The organism is Actinacidiphila sp. bgisy167, from assembly GCF_057707665.1.
This window is the reverse complement of sequence record NZ_JBYIQP010000021.1, coordinates 42,994-57,116: the sequence shown is the minus strand read 5'-3', so window position 1 is coordinate 57,116 and position 14,123 is coordinate 42,994. Positions and strand designations below refer to the sequence as shown.

General features: G+C 70.4%; 12 protein-coding genes and 2 pseudogenes. 5 read left to right on the top strand and 9 right to left on the bottom strand.

Going from position 1 to position 14,123, the window contains the following annotated elements:
• Positions 1–235: 235 nt before the first annotated feature.
• From AC3ET4_RS11240 to AC3ET4_RS11225, 4 genes and pseudogenes are all read right to left on the bottom strand, one after another.
• Positions 236–1,135 carry an oxidoreductase gene (locus tag AC3ET4_RS11240; protein ID WP_431948548.1) on the bottom strand — a complete coding sequence of 300 codons (900 nt, stop codon included), beginning with the start codon at positions 1,133–1,135 and terminating at the stop codon, positions 236–238.
• Positions 1,136–1,693: 558 nt separating this feature from the next.
• Positions 1,694–2,217, bottom strand: a pseudogene (locus AC3ET4_RS11235) (AAA family ATPase).
• A gap of 78 nt (positions 2,218–2,295) precedes the next feature.
• Positions 2,296–2,865 carry a GNAT family N-acetyltransferase gene (locus tag AC3ET4_RS11230; RefSeq protein ID WP_431948547.1) on the bottom strand — a complete coding sequence of 190 codons (570 nt, stop codon included), beginning with the start codon at positions 2,863–2,865 and terminating at the stop codon, positions 2,296–2,298.
• 169 nt (positions 2,866–3,034) lie between these two features.
• Positions 3,035–4,135, bottom strand: a complete 1,101-nt coding sequence (locus AC3ET4_RS11225) for an NADH:flavin oxidoreductase/NADH oxidase (RefSeq protein WP_431948546.1) — start codon at positions 4,133–4,135, stop codon at positions 3,035–3,037.
• 358 nt (positions 4,136–4,493) lie between these two features.
• On the opposite strand from AC3ET4_RS11225, the gene AC3ET4_RS11220 reads away from it, so the two are divergent.
• Together AC3ET4_RS11220 and AC3ET4_RS11215 are read left to right on the top strand one after the other, a co-directional pair.
• On the top strand, positions 4,494–5,504 hold the full coding sequence (locus AC3ET4_RS11220; RefSeq protein WP_431948545.1) for an aldo/keto reductase: 1,011 nt from the start codon (positions 4,494–4,496) through the stop codon (positions 5,502–5,504).
• Positions 5,505–5,587: 83 nt separating this feature from the next.
• On the top strand, positions 5,588–6,007 hold the full coding sequence (locus AC3ET4_RS11215; protein ID WP_431948544.1) for an SRPBCC family protein: 420 nt from the start codon (positions 5,588–5,590) through the stop codon (positions 6,005–6,007).
• A 73-nt stretch (positions 6,008–6,080) separates the two neighbouring features.
• On the opposite strand, the pseudogene AC3ET4_RS11210 reads toward AC3ET4_RS11215, so the two are convergent.
• Positions 6,081–6,264: pseudogene (locus tag AC3ET4_RS11210) on the bottom strand (hypothetical protein); the annotation flags it as partial.
• 221 nt (positions 6,265–6,485) lie between these two features.
• On the opposite strand from AC3ET4_RS11210, the gene AC3ET4_RS11205 reads away from it, so the two are divergent.
• Positions 6,486–6,878, top strand: a complete 393-nt coding sequence (locus AC3ET4_RS11205) for a hypothetical protein (RefSeq protein WP_431948543.1) — start codon at positions 6,486–6,488, stop codon at positions 6,876–6,878.
• Positions 6,879–6,917: 39 nt separating this feature from the next.
• Positions 6,918–7,784 carry an alpha/beta fold hydrolase gene (locus tag AC3ET4_RS11200; RefSeq protein WP_431948542.1) on the top strand — a complete coding sequence of 289 codons (867 nt, stop codon included), beginning with the start codon at positions 6,918–6,920 and terminating at the stop codon, positions 7,782–7,784.
• A 75-nt stretch (positions 7,785–7,859) separates the two neighbouring features.
• Here the strand turns inward: AC3ET4_RS11200 and AC3ET4_RS11195 are convergent, their stop codons facing one another.
• Both AC3ET4_RS11195 and AC3ET4_RS11190 read right to left on the bottom strand, forming a co-directional pair.
• Entirely contained in the window at positions 7,860–8,687 is an 828-nt protein-coding gene (locus AC3ET4_RS11195; RefSeq protein ID WP_431948541.1) for an aldo/keto reductase, read from the bottom strand.
• Positions 8,688–8,861: 174 nt separating this feature from the next.
• On the bottom strand, positions 8,862–9,332 hold the full coding sequence (locus tag AC3ET4_RS11190; protein ID WP_431948540.1) for a MarR family winged helix-turn-helix transcriptional regulator: 471 nt from the start codon (positions 9,330–9,332) through the stop codon (positions 8,862–8,864).
• A gap of 167 nt (positions 9,333–9,499) precedes the next feature.
• Here AC3ET4_RS11190 and AC3ET4_RS11185 point away from each other — a divergent pair, with 167 nt between their 5' ends.
• Positions 9,500–10,714 carry an MFS transporter gene (locus AC3ET4_RS11185; RefSeq protein WP_431948539.1) on the top strand — a complete coding sequence of 405 codons (1,215 nt, stop codon included), beginning with the start codon at positions 9,500–9,502 and terminating at the stop codon, positions 10,712–10,714.
• A 211-nt stretch (positions 10,715–10,925) separates the two neighbouring features.
• On the opposite strand, the gene AC3ET4_RS11180 is transcribed toward AC3ET4_RS11185, so the two are convergent.
• Both AC3ET4_RS11180 and AC3ET4_RS11175 read right to left on the bottom strand, forming a co-directional pair.
• The gene (locus AC3ET4_RS11180) at positions 10,926–13,265 is read right to left on the bottom strand and encodes a glycoside hydrolase family 65 protein (RefSeq protein ID WP_431948538.1); all 2,340 of its coding nucleotides are present in this window, start codon (positions 13,263–13,265) and stop codon (positions 10,926–10,928) included.
• Positions 13,262–14,005 (bottom strand): HAD family hydrolase, encoded by a 744-nt coding sequence (locus AC3ET4_RS11175; RefSeq protein WP_431948537.1) that lies wholly within the window; start codon positions 14,003–14,005, stop codon positions 13,262–13,264. The genes AC3ET4_RS11180 and AC3ET4_RS11175 overlap by 4 nt, the downstream gene beginning before the upstream one ends.
• Positions 14,006–14,123: the final 118 nt, after the last annotated feature.

Below are 14,123 nucleotides of genomic sequence, written 5' to 3'. Positions count from 1 at the left end.
TCACATGGGCAGGCTTGTCACCAGCCGCTGTCACTGAACGCTCTCGGGACCCTGAGCCGTGACACGTTTGGTCGGAACCTGGTCACGAGAGTCGGAACCAGTCGCAATCGGCGCCGACCAGGCTTGCTTCCATGCCCGGGACACGTTCCTGACACCGGCCGGGGACACTCCTCGCCCCCTTCGGTCCGGTTCTCGAACGGACTGGGGAAGTTCGCCGAGCAACGCGGGCACAGAGTCAGGCGGTGCTCTCGTCCGGCTTGTCGAGGAGGGCCAGCTCCTCCTCGGTCAGGCGCAGGCTTCCGGAGGTGATGTTCTCCGCCAGGTGCGCCGGATTCGTGGTGCCGGGAATGGCCAGCACGTGCGGACCGCGGTGGAGGGTCCAGGCGAGCCGTATCTGGGCCGGCGTCGCGTTGTGGGCGCGGGCGACGGAGTGGACGCGCGCATCCTGCTCCTGGCCTGCGGCTGCCTCGCGACGCAGGCCGGAGACCGCGAAGAACGGGACGAAGGCGATGCCCTGTTCCCCGCACAGGTCCACCAGCCCGCTCTCGTCGGCGCGGCGCCAGTCCAGGCCGTAGGAGTTCTGCACGCAGACCACGGGTGCGATCGTTTGGGCCTCGGTCACCTGCTCGGGCCGGACAGCGGAGAGCCCGAGGTGCCGGATCAGGCCGGCATCGCGCAGTTCGGCGAGGGCGCCGAAGTGCTCGGCGATCGAGGCCGGGCCGCCGGCGCGCAGGTTCACCACGTCCAGGCAGTCCCGGCCGAGCTGGCGCAGGTTCTCCTCGACCTGGCCACGCAGCTGTTCGGGGCGGACGGCGTAGATCCACTCGCCGGAGGGATCGCGTGCCGGGCCGACCTTGGTCACCACGACCACGTCACCGTGCCAGGTCGAGAGGGCGCGGTTGATGAGCTCGTTCGCGGACCGCAGTGGTGAGAAGTAGAAGGCGGCCGTGTCGATGTGGTTGACGCCCTGCTCGAACGCGCTGTGCAGCAACTCGACGGCGGCATGGCGATCGATCGGCGTGCCGCCGGAGTTCCCCATCATGCCGTTGCCCGTCAGCCGCAGTGCGCCGTAGCCGATGCGATTCACCTCCAGGTCCCCGAGCTTCCAGGTACCTGCTGCAGCTGCTGCGCTCACCGTGCTCCTTCGCCGGTCGGTTCGTCAGGTCCTGGAGTATGGCGCCGTCTCGGTGTGCTGCTACAGGTCAACGGGCTGAGCGAAACGTCACGTCCCTATTCGGAACCAACCATCGTCGCAAAGCCGTTGAACTTGACGAGAGAGCGCCGGTCGGGACGAGGTTTCAGAGCCGTCCCGGGCCTGAGCGCAGGGTAGGGAATGTCACTGCCATCGGGCCGGTGCGCTGACCGGACAGGGGGCGGTCGCTCCGCCTGGCCGGAGGACATGCCGGTGCCGGAATCGATCTTCTCGATGAGGACGTCGCTGCGGGTCCAAGGCCGCGAGCTCCGCCACCATTCGCCGGCTCAGCCCGGTGCCCGGACAACTTCTGAGCGTCGGCTCATGAATCGGGTCACCATCGTGCGCGCAGCACGCCGTCGCTGTCGGGTAGAACGGCGTGGAGCAGGGGACTGCGTTCAAGGCCGTGGCGGTTCGGGCCCCGGCGGCCCATCGGGGACCTCGCCGACGATCTGGACCGCGGCCGGCTCGGGCAGGCTGGGCACGCACAACGGCCTGGTGTCACCGCCCCATGGCCTCCGCCACACGCAGGGCCGCCTGCGCGGGCGTGAGGTGCGTGGTGTCGACGACCTCGGCCTCGGCGTGCAGCCAGGTGCGGGCCGCCTCGGCGTAGGGCTCGAGGTATCGGAGACGGAACGGGGAGTCGGGGCCGACCGCGGTGTCGCCCGCGATGCGCGCGCGGAGGGTGTCGGCGTCGGCATGGAGGACGAAGTGCCGCACCGGGATGGAGTGCTGGGCGAGCCCGCGCTGATCTCTCGCCAGTACGGCTCGACCAGGACCGTCATGGGGATCACCAGAGTGCCGCCGGTGTACTCGAGTACGCGGCGGGCCGTCTCGACCACCAGCGGCCGCCACGGCGGCCAGTGCTGGAAGTTGTCCGTCTCGGGCAGCCCCGGGGAGATGTCCATGAGTGTCTCGCCGACCTTCTCGGCGTCGAACACCCGCGAATCCGGGATCAGTTGCTGGACGAGCGCACTGGTCGTCGTCTTGCCCGCGCCATGGGTGCCGTTGAGCCATACGATCACGGGTCCGACACTACCGCCGTGCGGCCGTCGTCAGGCAGGTCGGTTCGCCTGCTCCGGAGCAACGCCTCTGCCGGAGTGTCAGGCCGTCATCGAGAAGCGCCGGCACACATGCACCCGGCTGAACTCCGCCCGCATGCGCTCCTCGTCCTCCAGCTTCGCGTGGAGGAAGGCCGCCATGAGCCGCAGCCCCGGGCGGGGGGTGAGGACCGCGCGGTCCGGTTCGCCGGGGGCGGTGTACTCGTGGGCGTACACGTGCAGGTAGTGGTCGCTCTCCGTGAAGCCCATGGCGTGGTACCAGGACAGGGTGTCGGGATCGTCGCGGGTCCAGGCGTCCAGGGTGGACGCGCCGCGCTCGCGGACCACGGCGCGGGTGCGGCGCAGCAGGGCGGCTGCGAGGCCCCGGCCCTGGTGGTCGGGATGGACGGCGACGGTGTCGATGGTCGCCAGCGAGGCGTCGACGGCGGTGTCCATGATGCCGACGACCGTCCCGGCCGTGTCGACGGCGACGAGTTGCAGGCCCGGGGCGGGGATCGACGGCTTGGCGCGGTCGACGTCGTCGTAGTAGGCGGTGCGCAGGAATGCGAGCACCCTGCAGCGCAGCCAGGAGGACTCGTCGGCTGGGGTGTACTCACGCAGTGTGTAGCTCATGCCGGGGGAACCTCTCACGGCGTCGGTGGATGACGGAGGCGATGCTCCCCGCGCCGGATGGTGCCGCGCAAGGTGATGTCCGTGCCCCGGTCCAGGCACAGGCCCATCCCCAGGGGCGCCCCGTCCCGCCGTGCCTTTGCGGCACGACGGGGACGGGGCTCCTCTCCGGTCAGGCGCGGTGGTACTGGATCGGGGTGTTGACCTCGCCGCCCAGTGCGGAGGCCGCGCGGCGCGCCCAGTACGGGTCCCGCAGCAGCTCGCGGCCGAGGAGGACGGCGTCCGCCTGGCCGGAGGCGACGATGGCCTGCGCCTGCTCCGGCTCGGTGATGAGGCCGACGGCGCCGACGGGCATGCCCGTCTCGTTGCGGACGCGCTCGGCGAACGGCACCTGGTAGCCCGGAGCCGGGGAGATCTTGGCGTTCGGCGCGTTGCCGCCCGTGGAGACGTCCATCAGGTCGACGCCCCGGGCCTGCAGTTCCTTGGCGAACCGGACGGTGTCGTCGGCGGTCCACCCCTCGCGGTGGTCGTCGGCGTTCTCGCTCAGCCAGTCGGTCGCGGAGATGCGGAAGAAGACCGGCAGCTCCTGCGGCCACACGGCGCGGACGGCCTCGACGACCTCCAGCGCGAAGCGGGTGCGGCCCTCGAAGTCCCCGCCGTAGCCGTCGGTGCGGTGGTTGCTGTGCGGGGAAAGGAACTGGTTGATGAGGTATCCGTGGGCGCCGTGGATCTCGGCGACCTGGAAGCCGGCGTCCAGTGCGCGCCGCGCGGCGTCGGCGAATTCGGTCACGACCCGGTCGATCTGCTCGGTGCTGAGCTCCTCCGGCGTGGTGGATCCGGTGTGGAACGGGATGGCACTGGGCGCGACGGGCGTCCAGCCGTACGGCTTCCCTGGGGGCAAGGGGGCACCGCCCATCCAGGTCCGCTCGGTCGACGCCTTGCGGCCGGCGTGGGCGAGCTGGATGCCGGGCACCGTGCCCTGGGACTTCAGGAACGAGGTGATCCGCCGGAAGGCCTCGACCTGGGTGTCGTTCCAGATGCCGAGGTCGTACGGGCTGATCCGGCCGTCCAGGCCGACCGCGGTAGCCTCGGTGATGATCAGCCCGGTGCCGCCGGCGGCACGAGCGGCGAGGTGCGTGAAGTGCCAGTCGTTCGGGACGCCCGCGAGCTCCCCGTCCGGCGCGGCGCTGTACTGGCACATGGCGGCCATCCAGATCCGGTTCGGAACGGTCAGCGAGCGGAGCGTGAAAGGTTCGAACAGGGTGGTGCTCACGAAACTGTCTCCTCTTGCAGGCGGTCAAGCGGTCCAGGCGGTCGGGGCGGCCGCGCATCCCTCGCGCGCGCCATGCGCCTGCGCCCAACAGGCTCAATCAATAATTGCGCGCTCAGATGCTTCGTACGCCACCCTGCGCCCACATCCAGATGACGCAAATATCAAGCGTTTGCATTAGTGTGCGTTTGCAAGTAGTTTGGGTGAGGCGCCGAACGCGGGATACGCCCTGTGCCGCCACTCCGGCGGACTTGGTCTCGCTCCGCAGTCGTCGGCCCCGTCCCCGGAGACGATCCCCTCACCACCCGGCCCCCACGGCAGAGCACCCCGCTCCCCGCTCGGTCGTACGAAAGGCACCATCATGTCGCTCAAGGAACTCATCCCCGGTCGCCTCGGCTTCGGTACCGCCCCCCTCGGCAACATGTTCCGCGCGATCCCCGAAGAGGAGGCGCGCGCGACCCTGGCAGCCGCCTGGGAGCAGGGCATCCGCTTCTACGACACCGCCCCCTTCTACGGCGCGGGCCTCGCGGAGCTGCGCCTCGGCGAGCTGCTCTCGCAGCAGCCCCGCGACGCGTTCGTGCTGGCCACCAAGGTCGGCCGTGTCATCCTCGACGAGCCCGAACCGGGCGCCCGCGCCCTCGGCGAGAAAGGCGGACTGTTCCAGCACGGCCGGCCGAACGCGATGCTGCACGAGTGGACCGCCGACGCCACCGAACGGTCGATCGAGGGCAGTCTGCAGCGCCTCGGCGTCGATCGCCTGGACATCGTCTGGGTGCACGACATCGCCCAGGACTTCCACGGCGACCTCTGGCTCGGCACGTTCGAGGAGGCCCGGACCGGCGCCTTCCGCGTGCTGTCGCGGCTGCGCGACGAGGGCGTCATCAAGGCATGGGGCCTCGGTGTGAACCGGGTCGAGCCCATCGAGCTGACGCTGGACCTGGACGAGCCGCAGCCAGACGGCTTTCTGCTCGCTGGCCGCTACACCCTGCTCGACCACGAGCGCCCGCTGGAGCGGCTGCTGCCCAAGGCGCAGGAGCAGGGAGTCGGCATGGTCGTCGGCGGCCCCTACAGCTCGGGGGTTCTCGCCGGCGGCACCCACTTCGAGTACCAGGACGCGCCCCCGGAGGTCGTGGAGCGCGTACGGCGCATCAAGGAGGTCGCGGCCCGCCACGCGGTGAGCGTCAAGGCAGCGGCCCTGCAGTTCTCCCTCGCGCATCCGGTGGCCGTCGCCGCCGTCCCCGGCGCGACCAAGCCGAGTCGCATCGCGGAGGACGTCGCCGCGCTCCACCAGGAGATCCCGGCCGACTTCTGGGCGGATCTGCGCGCATCCGGCCTCGTCAGCCCCGCAGCGCCGCTCCCTGCCGGCGCCTGAACCGGTCCTGCCGCCGTCTCCCCGACGTGCGCACATCAAACACGCCCGCACGTCAAGCACCCCCACAATCAAGGAGGAAGGCCATGGCATCCACCTCGGTCAGCCGTGTCGTACCCGCGTCGCCCGAACGCGTCTGGAACCTGATCGGCGGCTTTCACGCCCTGCCCGACTGGCTCCCGTTCATCGCCGAGAGCACCCCGCTGGAGGGCGGGCGGGCGCGCAGGCTCCGCAATCCCGAGGGTGAGGTGATCGTCGAGCGCATGGTGGCCTTCAGCGAAGCCGAGCGCCACTATGCCTACGCGATCGTGGAATCGCCTTTCCCCGTGACCGGATATCTCTCCGACCTGCGGGTCCACGCCGTGCCCGGACAGCCGGAAGCCGCCGAGGTCGTGTGGAGTGGCCGGTTCGTCTCGGAGGGGGCGAGCGAGGCGCAGGTCGTGGAGTTGTTCACCGGCATCTACCGCGACGGCCTCGAGGCGCTCCACGCCACCGTCGTGGGCTGAACCACCCGTCCGGGAGCCGCCCCGCCAGTGGCGGGGCGGCTTCGCCGCGCCGCGGTGCCGGGATGGATCCGCTTCAGGGAGTGGGTCCGATGGTGACCCTCACGCTCTTCATCAGCGGCTGCTCGCTCTGCCGGCTGTAGTCGTTCGCGGCGATGAGCACGTTCATCTCCGGCGTTCAGCCGGCCGCGCAGCCGCGGGGCCATGTCGTAGGGCAGAGCGGTGCAGCCGCTCAGGGCCCGCCGGCTGCCGTCCCGGGAGGGCCGGTGAGGTCGATGCGCATGTACCGCTGCTTCGGTCCGTCACGGTCTCGGATGGCGTCGGACGCGGCGCGACCGGCCCCTTCCCCCCTTCCCGGGCCGGGCCCCGGCACTCGGGGAGCGCGCCGTGCGGGGGACGTACCGGCGTGCCCGCGTCCCCTGCAACCTGACGGTGTATTAGCTGTGACTGACCGGAAGATCGGCGTCAGCGAGGAGTGGACATGACGACGGCAACGGAACAGGGGCCCGTGGCGGAGTTCCGCCGCCTCAGTGACGGCGACACGGAGCTCACGGCACACGGGGCGTACTTCAGCTGCACCTATCTGCTGGACATGGAGAGGCACACCTTCCTGGTGCGCATGCACCGCGGCCGGGTGGAGGACCTCGTCGTCGACCCCGAGCCGCTCACGGCCTACGACTTCGCCATCAGGGCCAGTGCCGAGACCTGGCGGGAGTTCTGCGTGCCGACGCCGAAGCCGATGTACCACGGCATCTGGGCGGCGAGCTTCCAGCGGGACATGCGGCTTGAGGGCGACCTGCTGGTGCTCATGCAGAACCTGCGCTGCCTCACCCGTCAGCTGGAACTGCTCCGCCTCACCGGCCCGCTGGGCTGAACCACCGCTCCGGTTCCGCACCGCCGAAAGGACCCCTTCATGAGCACCGCCTCCCGCATCTCCCCTGTGACCGGCCACTACGTCACGATCGACGTGGAGGACGTCCAGTACAGGGTCTTCTACCTGGAGAACGGCCAGGGGCAGCCGCTGGTGTGCCAGCACACGGCGGGCTGCCACAACCACCAATGGCGCGGCCTCCTGGAGGACGAGGAGATCACCGGCAACCACCGAGTCATCGCCTACGACCTCGCCCGCCACGGGAAGTCGGACCCGCCGCTGAACAAGGAGTGGTGGAAGGAGGAGTACAAGCTCACCGCCGACCACTACGTCGCCTTCATCACCGCGTTCTGTGACGCGCTCGGCCTGGAGGACCCGATCTTCATGGGTTCCTCCTTCGGCGGGAACGTGGCGCTGCAGCTCGCGCTGCGGCACCCGGACCGCTTCAAAGCGGTGATCCCCGTGGAGGGCGCCGACTACTCGCCGGGCTTTTACCTCGACTGGTGGCAGCATCCGCACGTCAACGCGGCACAGGTCTGCGCCAGCGGGGTATGGGACCTGATGGCGCCTCAGTCGCCCGACGCCGACCGCTGGGCGACCTGGTTCTACTACAGCCAGGGCTCCGAGGCGTTCAAGGGCGACCTGTACTTCTACTCCGTCGACCACGACCTGCGCGGCAGGCTGGGGGAGATCGACGGGGAACGCTGTCCGGTCGTCATGCTCACCGGCGAGTACGACTACCTGACCACGCCCGCGGACGGGGCCCGTACCGCGGAGCAGATCCGCGGCGCCGAGTTCATCGAGATGAAGGAGATCGGGCACTTCCCGATGAGCGAGAACTACCCGCGCTTCGCCGGCTACCTGAAGCAGGCTCTGCGCCGCATCGAGGAGCGCGCCGCCGCTTCCTGAGCCTGTGCGGCCAGGGCCGTCCGTCGGGTCGTGGGGTCGGCGCCGCGTTCCGGCGGACGGCTTCGGCCCGGATGGTCAGTTGAAGGCGTCGGGGTCCGGACCGATGCGGGTGCTGCTGTCGAGGGCGGTGATCGCCGCGATGTCGTCGTCGGAGAGCACGAAGTCGAAGACGTCGATGTTCTGGCGGATCCGTTCGGGAGTCACCGACTTGGGGATGACCACGTTGCCGAGCTGCAGGTGCCAGCGCAGGATCACCTGGGCGGGGGTCCTGCCCAGGCGGCCGGCGATGCCGGTGACGACCGGGTCCTGCAGGAGGGCGCCCTGCGCGAGCGGGCTCCACGCCTCCGTGGCGATGCCGTGCCGGGCGTGGAAGGAGCGCAGCTCTGCCTGCTGGAGCTGAGGGTGCAGCTCCACCTGGTTGACGGCGGGGACGACATCGCTGTTGTCGATCAGGCGCTGCAGGTGCGCGGGCTGGAAGTTCGAGACCCCGATGGCCCGGGCCCGGCCCTCCGCATAGATCTTCTCGAAGGCCCGCCAGGTGTCCAGGTACGCGTCGCGGGCAGGGGCCGGCCAGTGGATCAGATAGAGGTCCACGTGGTCCAGGCCGAGCTTGGCGAGCGAGGCGTCGAAGGCGGCGAGGGTGCTGTCGTGGCCCTGGTCGGCGTTCCACAGCTTGGTGGTGACGAAGAGTTCGTCGCGGGCGATGCCTGAGGCGGCGAGGGCCTGGCCGACACCGGCCTCGTTGCCGTAGATCGCCGCCGTGTCGATGCTGCGGTAGCCGCTCTCAAGGGCCGAGGCGACGGTGGCCGAGGTGTCGGCGTCAGGCACCTGGAAGACGCCGAAGCCGAGCTGCGGCATGGTGACGCCGTTGTTCAGGGTGATGTGCGGGACGGGAGTGGCCATGAGGCGATCCTTTCGCGTCGCGGCCGGCGGCGGCGCCGGTGCGCGTGCGGACGGGTGAACGTCCCAGGGAGGGGCGGTGACGCGCCGCCCCGGGCTCCACGACCACATTAGTTGTAAACGCAGTTAATTGCAAGCGCGGACTAAGCTCGTGCGTCGATGAATGCCCGGATGGGCTCAGGCGGTCGGCACCTTCGCGCCCTGCAGGCCCTCCACCGCCTTGACCAGGGGTGCCAGCTCCGGGACGAGCGCCGCCTCGTCCATGGCCGCGCGCAGCGCCGCGTTGTTGGTGGGGCGTGCTTCCTCGAGCAGTTTCAGGCCGGTCTCGGTCACATCCGTGTAGATGCCGCGCCGGTCGGTGGGGCACAGGTAGCGGGCCAGCAGGCCGCGATCCTCCAGCCGGGTGACCAGGCGGGTCGTCGCCGACTGGCTGAGCACCACGGCGTCGGCGACCTGGCGCATCTGCAGATGGCCTCCCTCGCCGTCGTGCTGGCGGCTGAGGACGTCGAGCAGGGAGTACTCCCGCACGCTCAGATCGTGGTGGGTCTGCAGTTGTTTCTCGATCCGCCCCTCGATCCGTCCGTGCAGCAGTGACAGGGCGTGCCATCCCTGGGCGAGGGCGGTCAGTGCCGGATCGGTGGCGGTCATCGAGAGTCCCCTTCGTGCGGCGGCTGCGGGTGCGGGTGAAGGCATGTTCCCCCTACTGGTCATGGTAAGCCGCCCTGCGTAGATGTCTAGCGCTTGACGTTATAGCGCGCCTGCAATTATTGTATGCGCCTGCTAGGTGCCATTGCACTACAGGGAAGGTCTCCGCTATGCCTCTCGCGCTCCTGGCCCTCGCCATCGGGGCTTTCGGGATCGGAACCACCGAGTTCGTGATCATGGGTCTGCTGCCCGAGGTCGCCGCCGACTTCGGGGTCTCGGTCCCCGCCGCCGGCCTGCTCGTGACCGGCTACGGACTCGGCGTCATGATCGGCGCACCGATCATGACGCTGCTCGGCACCAAGGTGTCCCGCAAGAACATGCTGATGCTGCTTATGGGCCTGTTCGTGCTCGGCAACCTGGTCTCCGCCCTCGCCCCCGCCTTCGTGGTGATGATGGCCGGGCGCATCCTCGCGTCCTTCACCCACGGCGCCTTCTTCGGCATCGGCTCGGTCGTCGCCGCCGACCTGGTGGCCCCGGAGAAGAAGGCACGCGCGATCTCGATGATGTTCGCCGGCCTCACCGTGGCCAACGTGGTCGGCGTTCCGCTGGGCACGTTCATCGGGCAGAGCGCCGGCTGGCGCGTGACCTTCTCCGTCGTCGCCGTCCTCGGCGTCGTCGGACTCGCCGGCGTCTTCACGCTGGTGCCCGACATGCCCAAGCCGCACGGCGTGCGCCTGCGCCACGAACTGGGCGCCTTCCGCAACGTCCAGGTGCTGCTGGCCATGGCGATGACCGTGCTCGGCTTCGGGGGCGTCTTCGCGGCCATCACCTACATCGCTCCGATGATGACCGAGGTCACCGGCTTCGCCGACTCCTCGATCACCTGGCTGCTCGTGCTCTTCGGCCTCGGCATGGTCGTCGGCAACCTGATCGGCGGCAGGTACGCCGACCGCGCCCTGATGCCGATGCTCTACACGGCGCTGGGCGCCCTGGCAGCGGTGCTGGCGCTGTTCATGCTCACCGCGCACAACGGATTCACCGCCGGCTTGACGATCTTCCTCATCGGCGCCCTGGGGTTCGCGACCGTGCCGCCGCTGCAGAAGCGGGTCCTGGACCAGGCGTCCGGCGCCCCCACCCTGGCCTCGGCGGTCAACATCGGCGCCTTCAACCTCGGCAACGCCCTTTCCGCCTGGCTGGGCGGGGTGGTGATCGCCGCGGGCTTCGGTTATACCTCGCCGAATCTCGTCGGCGCGCTCCTGACCGCCTCGGCCCTCGTGCTCGCGGTCGTCTCCGCGGCGCTGGAGAAGAGGGGCGGCGGCCGGCCCAGCCGGCTCGTCACGGGGGCGGCGACCTCCGAGGACAGCGTGCTGACCGCCCCGCACTGACCGCCGGAGGAGGGGAGTGCCGGGGAGGAGATCACCGGCATCGCCGGTCCAGGGCCGTCCCGCCCAGAGGCGCCGCGTGAACGGCCGGGAAGGCACAGCCGTACTTCCCGGCCGTGCACGCGGCACTGGGCCCGGCCCCGGGACGCGGCGCCGGCACGGTGCTCCTCAGCCCTTCCGGCCCCCCGGCCCCCCGGCCCTCCGGCCCTCCGGGTCAACGGTGCCGGGGACTGCGTCCCGGCGGCTGCTCCGGGGCCGTACGGCTCGGGAGGACCGGCACCTTGCGTGTCTGCGGGTCACCGGTGGCGAGCGTGAACAGGTCGTTGTAGTGCTGCAGCTCCAGCGGCTCCCCGTCCAGCAGGGTGTACGTCGCGGCGGCGCCCGTGATCTCCACCTTCAGCCGCCGACCCCGCACCTGCACCGTGAACGCGAGCCGACGCAGCTTCTCCGGCAGCCGCGGCGCGAAGGCGGCACGGCCGTTGCGGTACCGCATCCCCCCGAAGCCGCCGACCAGGGCGGCCCAGGTGCCCGCGAGGGAGGCGATGTGCAGCCCGTCGCGGGTGTTGTTCTCCAGGTCGTGCAGGTCCATCAGCGCCGCCTCGCCCAGATAGTCGTAGGCGAGGCGCAGATGGCCCACCTCGGCGGCCATGACCGCCTGCGTCGCCGCCGACAGGGACGAGTCACGCACCGTCAGCGGCTCGTAGTAGGCGAAGTTGCGGGCCTTCTGCTCCTCGGTGAAGGCCTCCGGCTGCTTGACCATCGCCAGCACCAGATCCGCCTGCTTGACGACCTGCCTGCGGTACAGGTCGAAGTAGGGGAAGTGCAGCAGCAGCGGATACTGGTCCGGCCGCGTGGCGGCGAAGTCCCACGCCTGGTGCCGGGTGAACCCCGCCGACTGCTCGTGGACGCCGATCGCGCTGTCGTACGGCACGGTCATGGCCGCGGCCGCGTCCCGCCACGCCGCCGTCTCCTCGTCGTCGACGCCGAGGGCCGCGCCCTCCTTGGGATGGCGTTCGACGATGTCGGCGGCGGCCCGCAGGTTCGCCCGGGCCATGAGATTGGTGTAGACGTTGTCGTCCGCGATGGCGCTGTACTCGTCGGGTCCGGTGACCCCGTCGATGTGGAAGTTGCCGTGCGGGTCGTGGTGGCCGAGGGAGTGCCACATGCGTGCCGTCTCCACGAGGATCTCCACGCCCGTCTCGCGCTCGAAGTCCTCGTCGCCGGTGAGGGAGACATAGAGGACCACGGCGTCGGCGATGTCCGCGTTGATGTGGAACGCGGCCGTTCCCGCCGGCCAGTAGCCGGAGCCCTCCGAGCCGTCGATGGTGCGCCATGGGAAGGCTGCACCCCTCAGGCCCAGTTGGCGGGCACGGTCGCGGGCGGCGGGCAGGGTGGCCTGGCGCCAGCGCAGGGCTTCCGCGACGGAGTCGGGCGAGGTCAGGGTGAGCAGCGGCAGGACGAAGGTCTCCGTGTCCCAGAAGGAGTGCCCGTCGTATCCCGAGCCGGTCAGGCCCTTCGACGGGATCGCCCGTTGCTCGGCGCGAGCGCCCGCCTGCAGCACGTGGAACATGGCGAAGCGGACCGCCTGCTGGATCTCGGCGTCCCCGTCGATCTCCACGTCCGCCCGCGCCCAGAACGCGTCGAGATAGTCGCGCTGCTCGTCGCACAGCCCCTGCCAGCCGGTGCTGCGGGCGCCGGTGAGCGCCGCCTCCACCTGATCGCGCACGGCGGGAAGCGAGCGGACCTGCGACCAGCCGTAGGAGACCATCTTCTCCAGGCGGAGTTTCTCCCCGGCGGCCAGGGAGCAGGTGATGGTGAGCCGGCTGGTGTCGTCGGCGCTCTCGCTGAAACAGCGCGTCGAGGGCGGCCCGTCCACGGTGTGATCGGCCGCGGCCGCGACCCGCAGCCCGGTGACCGCGGTGGAGTGCACCAGGCGCAGCCGGTTGTCCCGCGCCTGGTTCTCCTCCGGCATCATGGGTGATTCCAGCACGGCGGAGACCCGGGGGTCGCCCGAGGTCTGCGGCAGCTGCTCGTTGGCCACCAGCTCGGACTGGACGACCAGCCGCACATCGTCCACGGCCTCGACCTCGTAGACGACCGCCGCGATGGACCGCTGGGTGAGTGAGACCAGCCGGGTCGAGGTCACCCGGACGGTGCAGCCAGCCGGCGAGGTCCATTCGCAGGTCCGGCGCAGGTGCCCGCTGCGCAGGTCGAGGACGCGTTCGTGCGAGACGAGTCGCCCGTAGCGCACGTCGAAGGGCTCGTCGTTGACGAGCAGACGAATGATCTTGCCGTTGGTGACGTTGATGACGGTCTGGCCGGCCTCCGGATAGCCGTAGCCCGCCTCCGCGTACGGCAGCGGGTGGCGCTCGTGGACACCGTTCAGATAGGAGCCGGGCAGCCCGTGCGGCTCGCCCTCGTCGAGGTTGCCGCGCCAGCCGACGTGGCCGTTGGACAGAGCAAACACCGACTCGCTCTGGGCGAGCACCTCGAGGTCCAGTTCGGTCTCGCGCACGCACCACGGTTCGACCATGTACGAGGAGTGGCTGATCACGCGTCCGCCTCCAGCAGCTCGGCGAGGTCCCGTACGACGATGTCGGCGCCGTGCGCGCGCAGCGCGTCCGCCTGGCCCACCCGGTCCACCCCCACGACGTAGCCGAAGTGGCCGGAGCGGCCGGCATCCATACCGGCCAGCGCGTCCTCGAAGACGACCGCGTCCTTCGCCTGGAGCCCGAACTCGCGCGCTGCCTCCAGGAAGGTGTCCGGGTTGGGCTTCCCCGGCAACTTGCGCTCAGCTGCGACGACGCCGTCGATGCGCACCTCGAAGAGGTCCTCGATGCCGGCCGAGACCAGCACGTCGCGGCAGTTGGCGCTCGAGGAGACCACGGCGGTCCGCAGGCCGGCGGCCCGTACGGCCTCCACATAGCGCACGGAGCCCGGATAGGCCTCGACGCCTTCGGCGCGGATCTTCTGCAGCAGGATCTCGTTCTTGCGGTTGCCCACCCCGTGCACCGTGTCGCGCTCGGGCGGATCGTCCGCGGCGCCCTCGGGCAGCTCGATGCCGCGTGACGCCAGGAACGCCCGCACGCCGTCCGCGCGCGGGCGGCCGTCGACGTACTCGTCGTAGTCGGCCACCTCGTCGAAGGGGCGGAAGCCGGCGGCCTCCCGACGGCGAAGGAAGTCGTCGAAGACCTCCTTCCAGGCGGCGGCGTGGACGACCGCGGTCTTGGTCAGCACTCCGTCGAGATCGAACAGGCAGGCCCGGATGCCCTCCGGGAGACCGGTCTTCGTCATGCAACGCGCTTCCCCGCAGCGGGCCACCGGCATGCCTTCCCGGGGCACGGACCACCGGGACGCGGGAACAACGCGGGCCGCGGCACGGTCCGGATGGACGCGGGTGCCGTGCGTGGGC